We start from the raw sequence: 14,922 nt of genomic DNA, 5'->3' as shown, positions 1-14,922 counted from the left end.
TCGGGAGAGGGAATAGCCGCGCCCGGTGTTGCCCGCCCTCGGACGCGACGAGCCGTGAGGGTGGCTATCGCCTCCCACGCGCGCCGATCCACCTTGGACGGCTCGACACGAGAGTGAATCCACCTCGCCAGAGGGGCCTTCCCGGATCAAGCCACCACGCCGTCGCTGGTGTCACCGACGTCGCGGCCGAGTACACCTAGCCGAGTGATGAGGTTGGTGCAGGTCGTGCTGTCGATGGTGTGCTCGTCGATCGCGATGTCCCCCACGATGCCGTCACTGATGATCGCCGCATAGCGGTGGGATCTCATGCCGAGACCGGCCGCGCGGGCGTCGCGGCGCGCGTCCATGGCGTCGGTGAATTCGCCGTTGCCGTCGGCCAGCATGAGGATGCCGGCCTCGTCCGCTCCGTGGGCTGCGCCCCAAGCGTGCATCACGTACACGTCATTGACCGCGACACACGCGATGTGATCGACGCCCCTGTCGCGGAGCTCATCTGCGCGCTCGACGAATCCGGGGAGGTGGACGTTCGAGCACCCGGGGGTGAACGCACCCGGGACCGCGAACAGGACGACGAGGCCGGTACCGAGGACGGCCGACGAGCGAACGAGCACCGGTCCTTCGGGCGTCATGGTGTGCAGTCCGCGGTCGGGCAAGGGGTCGCCGATCGAGATGGCCATCAGGTGACGCCCTCGTCGCGCAGGAGGGCCTGTTCCTGGTCGTCGAGTCCGAGCACGTTGCTGAGCACGTGGTCGTTGTCCTCGGCGTAGTTCGGCCCGTTGCGCTGCGGCAGGCCCCCCATGTCGCTGGGAGTCTCGCTGAAGGCGACGGGCATTCGGCGGACGGGCCAGGTGCCGATCTCGGTCTGGGGGAGTTCGACCATCCAGTCGAGGTGGGCGAGTTGTGGGTCGTGGTCGCAGCGGTCCTGGGCGGTTTGGCAGACGCCGGCGGGGACTCCGGCGTTCTGCAGGGCGGTCATGAGGGGGTAGCCGTCGTGGTCGGCGGTGGCGTGGGCGACGAGGGTGTCGAGGGTGTCTTGGTGGGTGAGGCGGTCGTCGAGGGTGGTGAAGCGGGGGTCGGTGAGCCATTCGGGGTGGTTCACGGTGGTGGCCAGGGCGTGGAAGTGGTCGTCGGTGAAGCAGGCGATGGCGATCCAGCGGTCGTCGCCGGTGGTGGGGTAGATGGCGTGGGGGGCGGCGGGTTTGTAGGGGGAGTGGTTGCCGTAGCGCTGCCAGGTGCGGCCGTTGACCGAGTGGTCGAGGATCGCGGTGCCGGTCAGGTACAGGCCGGTCTCGGCCTGGGACGAGTCAATCCAGCAGCCTTTGCCGGTGACCTGTTGCCGGTAGAGGCCGGCCAGGATGGCGTTGGCCATGTTGTAGGCGCCGAACCAGTCCAGGTACGAGTACCCAATCCCCGCCGGCGGATAGGGCTCGGGCAGCCCGGACATCTCACTGAGGCCGGTGAACGCTTGGGCGGTCGGCCCGTAGCTGCGGAGACGCCCGTAGGTGCCGTGCTGTCCCATCCCCGACTGCTGGACGTACACCAGGCGTGGGTTGATCTCGCGGAGCCGGTCGTAGCCGAACCCCATCCGCTCCATGGTTCCCGGCGAGTAGCCCTCCAGGACGACATCGGCGTCCTTGAGCAGTTCGGTGAGCAGCTCCCGGCCGCGCTCGGACTTCAGGTTCAGCGAGACACTGCGCTTGCCGGCGTTGATCTCCATGAACATCCCAGAGCGATTCGGGCTGTCGGTGGGGGCCACGGTGACCGGCTCGTTGGCGGCGTCGCGTTCGGCGCGTCCACCGTGTGGGGCGAACGCGGTACCGAAGCGCATCGCGTCCCACCGCGACTTGTGCTCGACTTTGATCACCTCGGCGCCCATCGCGGCCAGGTAGCGACTCGATCCCGCGCTGGCCAGTAACCAAGCGAGGTCGATGACCCGAACGCCCTCGAGCGCGTGGAGGGAGTGGACGTCACCACGGGCGACCGCCAGGGTCGGGGGCTCGACGGCGCTCGCGTCGGCGAGGACCTCGGCGGTGTGTTCGCCCAGGTGCGGCGCGCGCGGGCCACGCCGCCACGCCACTTCGGGGCAATACCACTTCGCCCCCACCGACGTGTACGTGGCCCCGAGATCCTCGTGCTCGACGTCGACGAACGTCTCTCGGGCACGCCAGTGCCCATCCGCGGTGTTCTCCTCCGGCTTGCGGCACGGCGCCCAGGTCAGCCCGACCTCCTGGGCTTCGCGCCACAGGTCGCGGCTGTAGGGCAGTCGTTTGATCAGTGCGTCGACGACGGCGTTGATATAGAGGTTCGCGGTGTCACTGAAGCGGACCTGGGGGTCGGCGAACCGATCGCTTTCCAGGTCTTGCTGCAGCCCGTACCGCTTGAGGAGCTCGACGGTGGATCCGAAGGTGTCCCCGAACGCCGGGAGGTAGGTGCGGTACGGCAGCAGCCAGCGCCCGTCCTGGGTGGCAGCGAGCGCGGGCAGGCTGACCGTGGGCATCGAGTGCCGGCAGGTCTGGCGGCGGTGCTCGAGCCGCTGGAACACCCAGTCCGGAACGTCGGACTCGGTGTTCGCACTGACGGCTTGGTGCACCGATGTCGACAACTGTTGACCCTGGCCGGTCCGGTGCCGGTGGATCAAGGCACCGAGTACCGCCATCACCGTCATCTCGCCGGCGATGTGGTAGGCCTGCCACATCTGCGGAGCGATTGGTGGCGTGTTGTAGCTGCCGGCGGGGTCGGGATCGTACCCACAGTTCATCGCGACGCCGCCGAGGGCCAGGTGCACCAGATCGCTGCCGCGGAAGTCGGCCCAGGGTCCGTCGTCCCCGAAGGGCGAGATGCGGGCATACACCAGAGCGGGGTTCAGCCGCCTCAGGGTGGCCACGTCCAGCCCGATGCTGGGCAGGTGATCGCGTGGGCGCGTGTCCAGCAGCACGTCCGCGCCAGACAAAAGCTCCCGTAAGGCGGCGACGCCATCCGGCGCGGTCAGATCGAGGGCGACCGACCGCTTGCCGAAGTTGTAATGCCAGAAGTGCAGACTGCGTTCAGGATCGGGGACGTCGCCGACGAACGGTCCGTAGTCGCGGGTTCCCTCCCCGGTCGGTGATTCGATCTTGATGACATCGGCGCCCACACCAGCGAGCACCTTTCCAGCGTATTCCCCGAGCTCGTCCGCGATCTCGACGACGCGAACACCCGACAGGAACTGGGCCTGGTCCAGAAGCGACGTCATTGTCCTCATCTCACACCGAATCCAGCGTGCACGGGAGTCAGGCCACGAACCATATTCTATCGGCCGCCTGCCTCGTGGACCGCACGACGACGACCGACCGAATCACGAAACCGGCCGCACCAGGGATTCACGACTCAGGACGATGCCGGTCGGGTCACGCACTCTCGTAGCTTTACATGTGTCCGGGCACATGTCAACTACGGATCGACTGGCGTCGGGCTTGAGGAGCCCTCGAGGAGCGGCGGGGTGGCTGTGTCGCGTTGACCGGAGTTGTCCGGGGGTCGCGTGCGGGGCGGGTGGTCGACGACGGGTACGCTCGGGGGATGGCGGAGATCAGTCCGTTCCCCGATTCTTCGATCCCGCAGCTGCCCCCGGACCCGCAGCGGTTGCGGACGATGAACGAGTTCATCGACTCCGCCATCACGGTCTTCGGGCGCGATGGATTCCGGTCCGCGCGCATGGAGGACGTCGCGGACCTCGCCGGGCGCAGTCGGACGACCCTCTATACGTACTTCCGGGGGCGCAGCGAGCTGGTTCTCGCCATCCGCCACCGCATCGCGCCCGCCGCTCGTGAAACGTTCGAGCAGTTGGCGCAACTGGGCGGCGCCGGGCGAGAGCAAGTCCACGCGTGGCTGGTGGGTGTCGCGGCCATGTTCGACGAGCGCCGGGTGGAATTCGCGATCTCCATGGAGGCGATCTCGGACCCGGGGCTGCACGACTCGCTGCGGCGCGAGCTGGGCGTGAGCATCGACCAGGTCATCGCTGCGATCACCGCTGCTCGTCCGGACGGTACCGCCCCTAGCCGGGCTCGCGCGGAGGTCCTGATCGCCCAGTTGCTGTACACGATGCATCTCGTCGTCGTGCATCAGATCTTCGACGACCGCGAGGCGGTCCTCCAGGAGCTCGCCTCGATCTGGCACGCGGAGCTGACCGGGTCCTGACGGCGGCGGGTCGCCGCCCCCGTGCACCTGGTCGCCCTCTCGTGCCGGTGCAGAGTCCGTCGTGACGGCGAGGCTGCGAGATCCAGCGCGTCGCTCCACGGGACGACCCGAATCTGAATCGATCTACGTTGCGTTTCGAGTGCCTTGGGCCACACGACGGTGTCATGCTACTCTCCGGACACCAGTCCGGACATGTGTCCGACCTTCACGCATGGTTGCCGAGAACGACGCCCTAGATGTACGCACGATTGACAAGTATACATTCAGGCGCCACGATGAGTTCTGTTCGCCCGCCCGAATGCGCCGAGTGCCTCGGTAGTCGAGTGCCTCAGTAGCCGCCTCGGCGGTCCGGTTGTCCCCGAGGGACACAAGATCGAGTGGAGATCCATGTCTGAGGTCGCGACTTCACCGGCGTCGTCCTATCTCGCCGGGATTCGGGTCCTCGAGATCGGGGACGAACAGGGGGAGTACTGCGGTCGCGTGCTCGCGGGAATGGGGGCCGACGTGGTTCGGGTCGAGCCGCCGGCCGGTGTCTCCACACGCTCCTACGGCCCCTTCCTTCACGACCGGGAGGACCGGTCTGGCAGCCTCTACTTCTGGCACTACAACCTCGGGAAGCGGTCCGTGGTCATCGATGAGGACGACCTCGGGTCCCGGGAGTCCCTGCACCAGCTTGCCGTCTCGGCGGACGTAGTGATCGACTCGCGGCCACCCTCCGAGGTCGAGGCGCTCGGGGGTGAGTTCGGGTCGTGGTCGACGGAGAACCCCGGCCTCGTGTACGTGAAGATCTCGCCTTTTGGTGAGGACGGACCGTGGGCCGAGCATGCGGGTAGTGATCTGGTGCATCTCGCGCTGGGCGGGATGGTGATGAACTCCGGTTACGATCCTGACCCGTCCGGCCGGTACCGCACCCCGCCGGTGGCCCCGCAGATGTGGCAGGCCTACCACATCACCGGCGAGATGGCTGTTATGTCGATCCTGGCGGCGTTGATCTTCCGTTCGCGCAGCGGGGTGGGCCAGCGGGTCTCGCTCGCGGTTCACGATGCGGTCAGCAAGAACACCGAGACCGACGTCCCGGACTGGGTCGCGCGCGGTCACGATCACTATCGCCGTACCTGCTCGCATTCGATCACCGCTGAGGGTGGGGGATTCTCGGCCGTGTCGTCACTGTCGCGGACGCAGGACGGGCGCTGGTTGCTGCCCTACCGGTCGTACGGCTGGATGAAGGGCTTCGTCGACGGCTGGCCAGGCACGCTGGATCTCGTTCGGGCCTACGGGATGGCTGTCGACCTGGAGGATCCGGCCTACAGCGACCTGGCGTACCGCTCTCGCCCCGAGGTCGCCATGCACATCACCGACGTCGTCGACAATCTGGTCGGACGCCTGCCGTTCGACCAGGACCTGTGGCGAGAGGGCCAGGCGTCGGGCATGCCGTGGGCGCCGATCCGCAAGCCGGAGGAGAACTCGTCCGACGAGCACTGGGTCGTCCGCGGCACCTTCGGTCAGGTCGAGCACCCCGAACTCGGTGCCGCCTACACCTACCCGGTCTCACGATGGGTGGATTCGGCCTCGAGCTGGGCGGTCGGACCCCGTGCCCCGGAGCTCGGCGAACACACGGTCGCGGTGCTCTCGGCGTGGGACGGTCAGCCCTCCACACGGCCGGAGCGCGCGGCGTTCCCGTGGACGGAACGAGTGCGCGACGCACTCCGTTCGCGCTGTCCGGGGTGCGGGTGCTGGACCTGTCGTGGATGTTGGCGAGTGCGGGCGCCGGTCGGTTTCTCGCCGCGTTCGGTGCCGAGGTGATCAAGGTCGAGCACGAGTCGCGGTGGGACGGGATGCGCTTCGGCCTGGGCATTGTGCCCGAGGGCGGCCGAGCCGAACGCGATGCCGCCACAGAGCCCTTACCCCTGCCCGATCCGAGCAGCCCGAACCGGGCGCACGGATTCATGGAGATCAACGCGGGGAAGCTCGGGATCTCCCTGAACCTCAAGGACTCCCAGGGACGGACGATCCTCGAGGATCTGATCCGGGAGTCCGACGTGCTGCTGGAGGGTTTCTCGCCGGGGACGTTGGAACGGATGGGGTTCGGCTACGACCGGCTCCGCGAGATCAATCCTGAGCTGATCTACGTCCAGCAGTCCGGGATGGGACAGCACGGCACCTACGGCGGTGCGCGCAGCTACGGGCCGACCGCCCAAGCGTTCACCGGGCTGTCGGACATGTCCGGGCTGCCCGAGCCATACCAACCGGCGGGGATCGGGTACTCGTACCTGGACTGGTTCGGCGCCTACAACATGGCCAACGCAGTGCTCGCCGCGCTGCACCGCCGGGAGCGTACGGGGCAGGGCTGCTGGATTGACTCGTCCCAGGCCGAGACCGGCCTGTACCTGACCGGCACCGCGATCCTCGACCACTCGGTCAACGGCCGCACCTGGCAGCGCTACGGCAACCACTCCCCCTACAAACTCGCCGCCCCCCACGCCATCTACCCCACCACCGGCGACGACCGCTGGATCGCCATCGCCTGCTTCACCGACGACCACTTCCACGCCCTGGCCACCACCGTGAACCACCCCGAATGGCTCACCGACCCCCGCTTCACCACCCTCGACGACCGCCTCACCCACCAAGACACCCTCGACACCCTCGTCGCCCACGCCACCGCCGACCACGACGGCTACCCCCTCATGACCGCCCTGCAGAACGCCGGAGTCCCCGCCGGCGTCTGCCAAACCGCCCAGGACCGCTGCGACCACGACCCACAACTCGCCCACCTCGACTGGATGGTCGAACTCCCCCAGACCGAGATCGGCACCTGGCCCGTCCGGGAGGTGCCCGGCGAGCTGAGCGTGACACCGGCCGATATCGGAGGGCGCTATCGCCGGTCCGGCCCCAGCTACGGCGAGGACAGCGAGGAGTTCTACGCGCGTGTGCTCGGGATGAGCGGGGAGGAGGTGGCCAAGCTGCGCAGCAAGGGTGTCCTCTGAGCCCAGGGCCCGGGGGGAATCAGGTCAGGACAGGACGGGCGTGCCGCGTCACGGGGGTGCAGCTCGGCCCGACGGGTCGCAACGGCGTGGTCTGGCTGGGGCGCACCTGTTCGGAGGCCCGTCCTGGCGCATCACTGTTCGATGACACCTCCCCGGCCGGCGAGCCGGACCATCAAAGCGATTGGCGACCCGATGTCCACTGTCAACGATGACCTACCGCCCGCCCGCCGAGAGGCCCCTGAATGGGAGTGGCGTGCAGGTGGTCGGTCGGTCGTGTTCTCCGCACTCGGCTATGGCGCCGGCCCGGTCCTGTTCCTCACCACCGCGAGCGTATTCGTCCGGCCCACCATCGAGGCCACCGGTTGGAGCACCAGCCAAGTGCTGTTGTCCCCGGTGATCACGCTGCTGTTCTCGGTGTTCGGACCCATTGTGGGGCGGCTGGTCGACCACCGCGGCGTCCGCGGCACCATCCTGGCGGGTTTGATCCCGTTCGGCGTCCTGCTGATCCTGTTCGCGGTACTCCCGATCAACCGGGTCACGTTCTATCTGCTCGCCGCCGGGATCGGGATCTTCGGGTCTTTCGGCTACCTGGTTCCCTACAACCGGGCGGTCGCCACCTGGTTCGACAAGGGTGCGGGCAAGGCCTTCGGCGTCGTTGGTGCGGGTGGAGCGGCCATGCCGCTGCTCGGTGTGCCGCTGGTGGCGCTCGCCGTCTATGGCATCGGCTGGCAGGCCGGCTACCTGGTGCTGGCCGCGTTCGCGATCGTGTTGGCGATCCCGGCGGCTGCCTTCGGTGTGACCGAGCGTGTCCGGCCCGGTGGTGCGGCCACCGGCTCCCGGGTCGCCGAAGAGGGCACCCAGGCCGACGCGGCCGACCCGGCAGCCGTCTCGTCGGGTCCGTCGGTGCGAGAGGTTCTGCGCACACCTCGCTACTGGGTCTTCGCCCTGTCCGTGCTGCTGGTCAGCGCCGGGGCGTCGGCGTTCCTCGCCAACATGCAGCCGATCCTGCTCGACGGCGGGTTGAGCGTCCCGGTCGCCACGACCGTGACCACGCTGTTCACGGCCGGTGTGATCATCGGCAGGCTCGGCGCGGGCGCGCTGCTCGACGTGTTCGACCGGTACCGGGTGGCGGTGGCGGTGCTCATGCTCTCGGCCCTCGGCGCATTCACCCTGATCAACATCGCTGCGCTGCCTGTGCTGCTGGTCGCCGTCGCTGCCGTGTTCGTCTCGGTCAGCCAAGGTGCCGAGGGGGACTTCGCGGCGTACTTCGTGCTCAAGGAGTACGGCGCCGCGCACTTCGGCACGCTCTTCGCGACGGCGATGGCGCTCGGTGGTGTGGGCGGCTTGTTGTTGCCGTACGTGTTCGGGTTCATGAGGGACTCTCTGGGCAGCTACACCCTCGCCTGCGCGGTCGGGGCGGCCGCCTACACAGCCGGAGCTCTGGCGGTCGCGATGTTCGGGCTGATGGGACGCCGAGGCGCCGCTCCGATCACGCCCCCGCCCCCCGCGCCTGCAGCCTCCTCCGAATCGACCAAGCCGGCGTCGGCGTAGCCACGAGGTGTCGCGTCCGCTGATCGTCCGGAGGACCGTTGAAGGGAGCCCCGTTGGTCACAGCGTCTGAGCCACCCCTGCGATCCAGTGCTCCAGCCGACCAGGTCGCCGGGAAGGATGCCGGCGACGACACCCGGTGGCGCGCAGCAGGTCCTCTGGTGCTCAGCGGTCTCACGGTCGTGGTGGTCGGGTTCAACCTGCGTCCAGCAGTCGCGTCGGTGGGGCCACTGACTGCAGAGCTGACGCTGGCGGGTTTGTCCCCGACCGGAGTGTCGTTGCTGTTGGCGTCGCCGGCCGTGTGCTTCGGGATCGCGGCACCGCTCGGCCCGGTTCTGGTCCGGCGGTTCGCCGTCGAGGCCGTGCTCGCGGGCGCGCTGCTCGTTCTGGCGGTGGGCCTGACTGTGCGGTCGTGGTTCGGGCTGCCGGGCCTTTTCGCCGGCACGATGACGTCGATGTGTGCGATTGCGGTCCTCAACGTTGTGCTCCCGGTGCTCATCAAGCGGGACTTCGACGGTCACGCCGGGCTCATGACGGGGGTCTACGTGACGGTGTACGGCCTGGGAGCGGCGTGCGCGGCTGCGATCACGACGCCGTTGGCGGCGGCCGCTGGTTCGTGGCGGCTGGCGCTCTCGGCGTGGGCACTTCCCGCCGTGATGGCGGCCGTTGTCTGCGCGTGGCTGTCGAGGTCGACCGGCTCGACCGGCTCGACCGGTGTGGCCGGCCTGCGGGCCCGTGGCCCGCACACCGGCACCCACACCCGCGCCGGGGGAGCGGTAGCTGGTGTCGCCGTGGTGCGTGACCGGGTCGCCTGGCTGGTCACGTTGTACGTGGCCATGGCCTCGATCCCGGCCTACGTGTGCCTGGTGTGGTTGCCGGCGATGTTCACGTCCTTCGGGCTCAGCGCCGCGAACGCGGGACTGGCGCTGGCGCTGCTGTCGGTCGTCGGTATCCCGGCGACGCTGCTCGTCCCGACCTTGGCGGCCCGGAGCCGGGACCCGCGAGGTTTCGTCGTCGTGCTCGCCATCGTGTGCGCCGCGGGAGTGATCGGATTGCTCGTTGCGCCGCTCGCCGCGCCCATGCTCTGGCTGACGCTGTTGGGCGTGGGGATGAGTGGGTCGTTCCCGCTCGCGCTGTCGTTCGTGGTGATCCGCTCCCAGGGGGTCGACCACACAGGACGGCTCTCCGGCATGGCGCAGAGCATCGCGTTCTTGGTCGCCGCCGGTGCGGCGTTCGTGACCGGCCAGTTGCACCACCTGACCGGCTCGTGGCAGCCGGCTCTGATCTTCCTGCTCGTGGCACTCGGGGTGCAGCTGCTGGCCGGATGGGGTGCGGGAAGGCCGGGATTCGTCGGTCACGGCCGAGGTCTCTTCCAGTCGAACGAGAGGACGAACGCATGACGACTTCCGTGCGCAGCGCGCCCGCCGATCGCACACCGGTGATCGCCGGGCTCGGCATGACCGACATCGGCAAGGTGTACGGCCGCAGCGCGGGGGACTTCGCCACGGACGCGGTCCGTATCGCGGTCGCCGACGCGGGGCTGACTCTGGGTGACCTCGACGGGCTGCTCGCCGCGCCCGGCGTGACCGGCGGCGTCGGGATCGAGCTGCAACGCGACCTGAACCTGCGGGACCTGTCGCTGGTCGCCGGGGTGTCGACGTGGGGGACCTCCGCCGCGGTCATGATCCAGATGGCGGCCATGGCGATCCAGACCGGCATGGCCACCGCGGTCGCCTGCGTCTTCGCGGACGCACCCCTGCAGGAGCCGGGGCGCCGGGCCGGGGATTCGTTCGGCGAGCACACCGTACCCACCGCCGGCTGGCGGGGCATTCTCGCCGCCACCGGCATCATCGGCGGCAATCCGCTCATGGCCATGAACGCCCGCCGCCACATGAGCGCCTACGGCACGACCAGCGAGCAGTTCGGCCACGTCGCGGTAGCCCAACGGGAATGGGCGCTCCGCAACCCGCAGGCCCAGATGCGCAAGCCGATCACCCTCGATGACCACCAGAACTCTCGATGGATCGTCGAGCCGTTCCACTTGCTCGACTGCTGTCTGGTCAGCAACGGCGGCATCTGCGTGGTCGTCACTAGCGCCGATCGAGCCGAGCACGGGCCGCAACCGCCCGTCCGGATCGCCGGGTGGGGCCAGTGCAACCCGGGCTACTTCGAGCGGCGCGACGAGAACTTCGGCCTGGTCTCGGGCGCGACGCGAGCGGGGCCTGCGGCGATGGACATGGCCGGTGTCGGCGTCGCGGACATCGACGTCGTGGAGATCTACGACTGCTACACCTACACCGTCGTGATCACGCTCGAGGACTACGGCTTCTGCGGCAAGGGCGAGGGCGGCCCCTTCGTCTCCTCCGGCGTGCTCGGCCCGACGGGCTCGTTCGCGCTCAACACGGGCGGCGGACAGCTGTCGAGCTTCTATCTACAGGGCATGACACCGGTCGCCGAGGGCATCATCCAGGCTCGCGGCCACGGCGGAGACCGCCAAGCCCCTCGGCACGAAGTCGTGCTCGTGACGAACAACGGCGGCTCGCTCGACCACCACGCCAATCTCGTGCTCACCGCGGGAGCGGGATGAGCGGCGGCGGCCCATTGGCCGCGGCCCCGCCCGCGATGACGATACGGGTGCCGATCCCGGAGTTGAAGAAGGAGGTCCGTCAATGACCACTGCGACGACCGCACTCGGACCGGTCCGCCGGGACAATCAGACCGAACGGTTCTTCTCCGCCACCGCGGATCACGAGTTCCCGCTGTGCACCTGCGGATCCTGCGGTGCGGTCGGCGGGCCGCAGGAGACTCTCTGCCACGCCTGCGGTTCGACCGATCTGACATGGTCGGCGGCGAGCGGCCGTGCGGTCGTGCGGGCCTGGGTGGTGCTGCATCAACGCCTCACCGACGACAGCAGCGGCCCTCGCCGCACGGTCGTGGCCGTCGGCGAGCTCGCCGAGGGGCCGTGGTGGTGGGCTCAGGTCAGTGGGCTCGACCCCGACGACGTGGTCGAGGGCCTTGATCTGGAGATCGCCTACGAGCAGGCGGGCGAGGAGACGTTGCCCGTCTTCCGACCGGCATGAACGTCGGCACGAGCAGGACGGGTCGACAGGCAGCGACGAATGTCGACCGCACGGCCTGCGGCGCCCGGCCCGGGGGGAGCTCGCGGTGACCGGGCGAGAGAATACCTCGGGCGGGGATGCCTGGGTCGTCTCAGGCGGACCGCCCGGGCCTGCGGGTCCCACCGCCGCGAGCATGCCGTCCTGCGTGGTGACGGCCGAGCGCCCAGCGCTGCGTCACGCGATGGCTCGCGATGCGTCGCACTACCACCTGGTTCCCGCCGACGTCGCGCGGCCCTCCGACGTCGGGGACGTCATGCGGCTACTCGCCCACTGCCGCTCGACGGGCCGACATCTCACCTTTCGCTCGGGCGGTACCAGCCTGAGCGGACAGGCCGTGACCGATGGTCTGCTCGTCGACACCCGACATCACTTCCGCTCCGCCGACGTACTCGACTCCGGTAGGCGGTTGCGCGTCGAACCAGGGGTGACCGTTCGCGCGGCCAACGCCCGGTTGGCCCCCTACCGACGGCGCCTCGGCCCCGACCCGGCCAGCGAGATCGCTTGCACGATCGGTGGTGTCGTCGCGAACAACTCCAGTGGGATGGCGTGCGGAACCGACCACAACACGTACAGCACCCTGGACTCGATGGTGATCGTCCTGGCCAGCGGCACCAGGATCGACACCGCCGCTCCCGACGCCGACCAGCGGCTGCGTACGACCGAGCCGCAGATCCACGCCGGCCTCGTCACGCTCGCCCGGCGCATTCGGGACAACCCGAGGTCCGTCGCGGAGATCCGCCGTCAGTTCGCCGTGAAGAACACCATGGGCTACGGGCTGAACGCCTTCCTGGACTTCGAGCGCCCGGCCGACATGCTGGCCCACCTGCTCGTCGGCAGCGAGGGCACACTGGGTTTCGTCGCCTCGGCAACGTTCCGTACGGTCCCCGCCCACCCGCACACGGCCACCGGTCTGGCCGTCTTCGGCGACATGGAGACGGCCACCAGTGCGGTCCCGGACCTGGCGCAGGCCGGTTTCACCACCATCGAGCTGATGGACGGCCGATCGCTCTCGGTGGCGGCGGGACTGCCCGATGCGCCCGCTGACATCTCCGGTCTCGACATCCGCCAGCATGTCGCGCTCCTGGTCGAGCTGCAGGCCGCCACGGCCGAGGAGCTGGCCGACGCGCGCTCCGTAGCGGCGACGGTGCTGGCCGGGATGCCGCTGGTGAGCGCCGCGGACATCACCACGGAGACGGATCGCCAGAGAGGCCTGTGGCGAGCCCGCAAGGGCCTGTACGCGGCGGTGGCCGGTGCCCGGCCGCCGGGCACCACGGCGCTGTTGGAGGATGTCGCGGTCCCCGTCCCGGCGCTGCGCGCGACCTGCGAAGGCCTCTCACGACTGTTCACCACACACGGGTATCGCGACAGCGTCGTCTTCGGGCACGCCAAGGACGGCAACGTCCATTTCCTGCTCAACGAAGCCTTCGACGATCCAGGACGAGTCGCCGCCTACGAAGCCTTCACCGAGGACATGGTGGATCTCGTGCTGGCCCAGAGCGGGACGCTCAAGGCTGAGCACGGCACCGGCCGGATCATGGCCGGCTACGTGCGCCGACAGTTCGGTGACGAGCTCTACGAAGTGATGTGCGAGGTCAAGCGGCTGCTCGACCCGGACCGGATCCTCAACCCCGGCGCGGTCCTCTCTGATGACCCGCGCTCGGCGGTGCGCCACGTGAAGACGACTCCGGAGATCGGCCTGGGCGCCGACACCTGCGTCGAGTGCGGCTACTGCGAACCGGTCTGCCCGAGCCGGACGCTGACCTTGACGCCCCGCCAGCGCATCGCGCTGCTGCGTGAACGCGGTGAGGCCGAGGCCCGGGGGGACTCCCCGACTCTGAAGCTGATCGACTCCGAATATTCCTACGAGGGCATCGAGACCTGCGCCACCGACGGCATGTGTCAGACCGCGTGCCCAGTGATGATCGACACTGGCGCCCTGGTGCGTCACCTGCGCGAGCAACGTGCCGGCCAGGTCGTGCAGGCAGGTTGGAACACCGCCGCCCGGCACTGGGGGCCGACGGCGGCGGTCGCGGCCACGGCTCTCGGGGCTGCGAAACGGGCGCCGTCCGTGGCAGCGGCGGCGTCGAGGATGGGGCGGCGACTGCTCGGTCCCGACCGCGTTCCGCTCTACACGTCGGACCTGCCTGCCGGTGGAGACCGGCGGGGCGCCCTCGTGACGCCGACGAGCGACGACCCGGTCGACGCGGTGTACTTTCCCGCCTGCATCGGGACGATGTTCGGGTCGGAAGGCGCCGGGGTGTCGGAAGGCGCTGGGGTGCGGTCAGCGGTGCTGCGCCTCGCGGATCGGGCTGGGCGCAGGCTGCGCGTCCCGGACGGCATCGACGGGCTCTGCTGTGGCACCCCGTGGAAGTCCAAGGGCATGACGCGCGGTCACGCCACGGTCGCGCAGAAGGTGCTGCCGGCCCTGTGGCGGGCCAGCGACGAGGGCCGGCTCACGGTGCTCTGCGACTCGTCGTCCTGCGCCGAGGGACTCGACCAGCTCGGTGCCGCCGCCAGCGGGGCGAGGGCCCCGGTCGTGCGCGACGTCCTGGAGTTCGCGGCGAACGAGCTCCTTCCCCGACTGCTGGTGACGCGCCCGTTCGGGTCCGTCGTCGTGCACCCGACCTGCTCGGGCCATCGGGGCGGGCAGAACGCGCTGCTGGAACGCATCGCCCGCGCGATCGCCCACGAGGTGGTGGTGCCCGGGGAGTGGGGTTGCTGCGGATTCGCGGGAGACCGGGGGATGCTGCACCCGGAGCTCACCGCCGCGGCATCCACGGACGAGGCACGCGAGGTGAGAGAAAGGCCGTACGACGCGTACGCCTCGTCCAACCGCACGTGCGAGATCGGGATGTCTCGCGCGACAGGACACCCGTACGTCCATGTGATCGAACTACTCGAACAAGCGACTCGGCCGCCACCGTCGGGTTCCGACCGGCCAGAAGCGTGGGCGGCCGATCCGCCGAGCAGCCCGACGCCCGGAAACAGCGATCGGAATGCCCCGTGCACCTGACCGGACGTCTGTTCAATTGATCATGGAGAATTGATTGACATGTATTCATCATTCTGGAACTGTGATCGGGGTCGGGGAGTTT

At 69.1% G+C, this 14,922-nt stretch carries 10 protein-coding genes; 8 read left to right on the top strand and 2 right to left on the bottom strand.

Translation table 11 applies throughout. The annotated features are described in order from the left end of the window. Positions 1-146 precede the first annotated feature (146 nt). The gene (locus AC2A1K_RS22085) at positions 147-677 is read right to left on the bottom strand and encodes a redoxin family protein (RefSeq protein ID WP_483898482.1); all 531 of its coding nucleotides are present in this window, start codon (positions 675-677) and stop codon (positions 147-149) included. Beyond that, complete coding sequence (locus AC2A1K_RS22080) at positions 677-3,232, bottom strand: CaiB/BaiF CoA transferase family protein (protein ID WP_483898481.1); 2,556 nt, start codon at positions 3,230-3,232, stop codon at positions 677-679. Before AC2A1K_RS22080 ends, AC2A1K_RS22085 begins: the two co-directional genes overlap by 1 nt. Before the next feature lie 323 nt (positions 3,233-3,555). Here AC2A1K_RS22080 and AC2A1K_RS22075 point away from each other — a divergent pair, with 323 nt between their 5' ends. The 8 genes from AC2A1K_RS22075 (at position 3,556) to AC2A1K_RS22040 (ending at position 14,840) form a co-directional block, all read left to right on the top strand. Beyond that, entirely contained in the window at positions 3,556-4,173 is a 618-nt protein-coding gene (locus AC2A1K_RS22075) for a TetR/AcrR family transcriptional regulator (RefSeq protein WP_483898480.1), read from the top strand. 387 nt (positions 4,174-4,560) lie between these two features. Beyond that, the gene (locus AC2A1K_RS22070) at positions 4,561-5,976 is read left to right on the top strand and encodes a CoA transferase (protein ID WP_483898479.1); all 1,416 of its coding nucleotides are present in this window, start codon (positions 4,561-4,563) and stop codon (positions 5,974-5,976) included. After that, a complete protein-coding gene (locus AC2A1K_RS22065; RefSeq protein WP_483898528.1) occupies positions 5,922-7,160 on the top strand; it encodes a CaiB/BaiF CoA transferase family protein in 1,239 nt (412 codons plus the stop codon). The genes AC2A1K_RS22070 and AC2A1K_RS22065 overlap by 55 nt, the downstream gene beginning before the upstream one ends. A 273-nt stretch (positions 7,161-7,433) precedes the next feature. Beyond that, positions 7,434-8,711 carry an MFS transporter gene (locus tag AC2A1K_RS22060; RefSeq protein ID WP_483898478.1) on the top strand — a complete coding sequence of 426 codons (1,278 nt, stop codon included), beginning with the start codon at positions 7,434-7,436 and terminating at the stop codon, positions 8,709-8,711. Positions 8,712-8,869: 158 nt separating this feature from the next. Then, positions 8,870-10,108, top strand: a complete 1,239-nt coding sequence (locus tag AC2A1K_RS22055) for an MFS transporter (RefSeq protein ID WP_483898477.1) — start codon at positions 8,870-8,872, stop codon at positions 10,106-10,108. Continuing rightward, the gene (locus AC2A1K_RS22050) at positions 10,105-11,295 is read left to right on the top strand and encodes a thiolase family protein (RefSeq protein WP_483898476.1); all 1,191 of its coding nucleotides are present in this window, start codon (positions 10,105-10,107) and stop codon (positions 11,293-11,295) included. The genes AC2A1K_RS22055 and AC2A1K_RS22050 overlap by 4 nt, the downstream gene beginning before the upstream one ends. Before the next feature lie 82 nt (positions 11,296-11,377). Then, positions 11,378-11,788 (top strand): Zn-ribbon domain-containing OB-fold protein, encoded by a 411-nt coding sequence (locus tag AC2A1K_RS22045; RefSeq protein WP_483898475.1) that lies wholly within the window; start codon positions 11,378-11,380, stop codon positions 11,786-11,788. A gap of 172 nt (positions 11,789-11,960) precedes the next feature. Then, positions 11,961-14,840, top strand: coding sequence for an FAD-binding and (Fe-S)-binding domain-containing protein (locus tag AC2A1K_RS22040; RefSeq protein ID WP_483898474.1), 2,880 nt, complete (start codon positions 11,961-11,963; stop codon positions 14,838-14,840). Positions 14,841-14,922: the final 82 nt, after the last annotated feature.

It is taken from the genome of Actinomycetospora sp. 2LY8.5, from assembly GCF_057180585.1.
The sequence above is the reverse complement of the archived record's forward strand: the minus strand, read 5'-3'. Positions and strand labels throughout refer to the sequence as shown.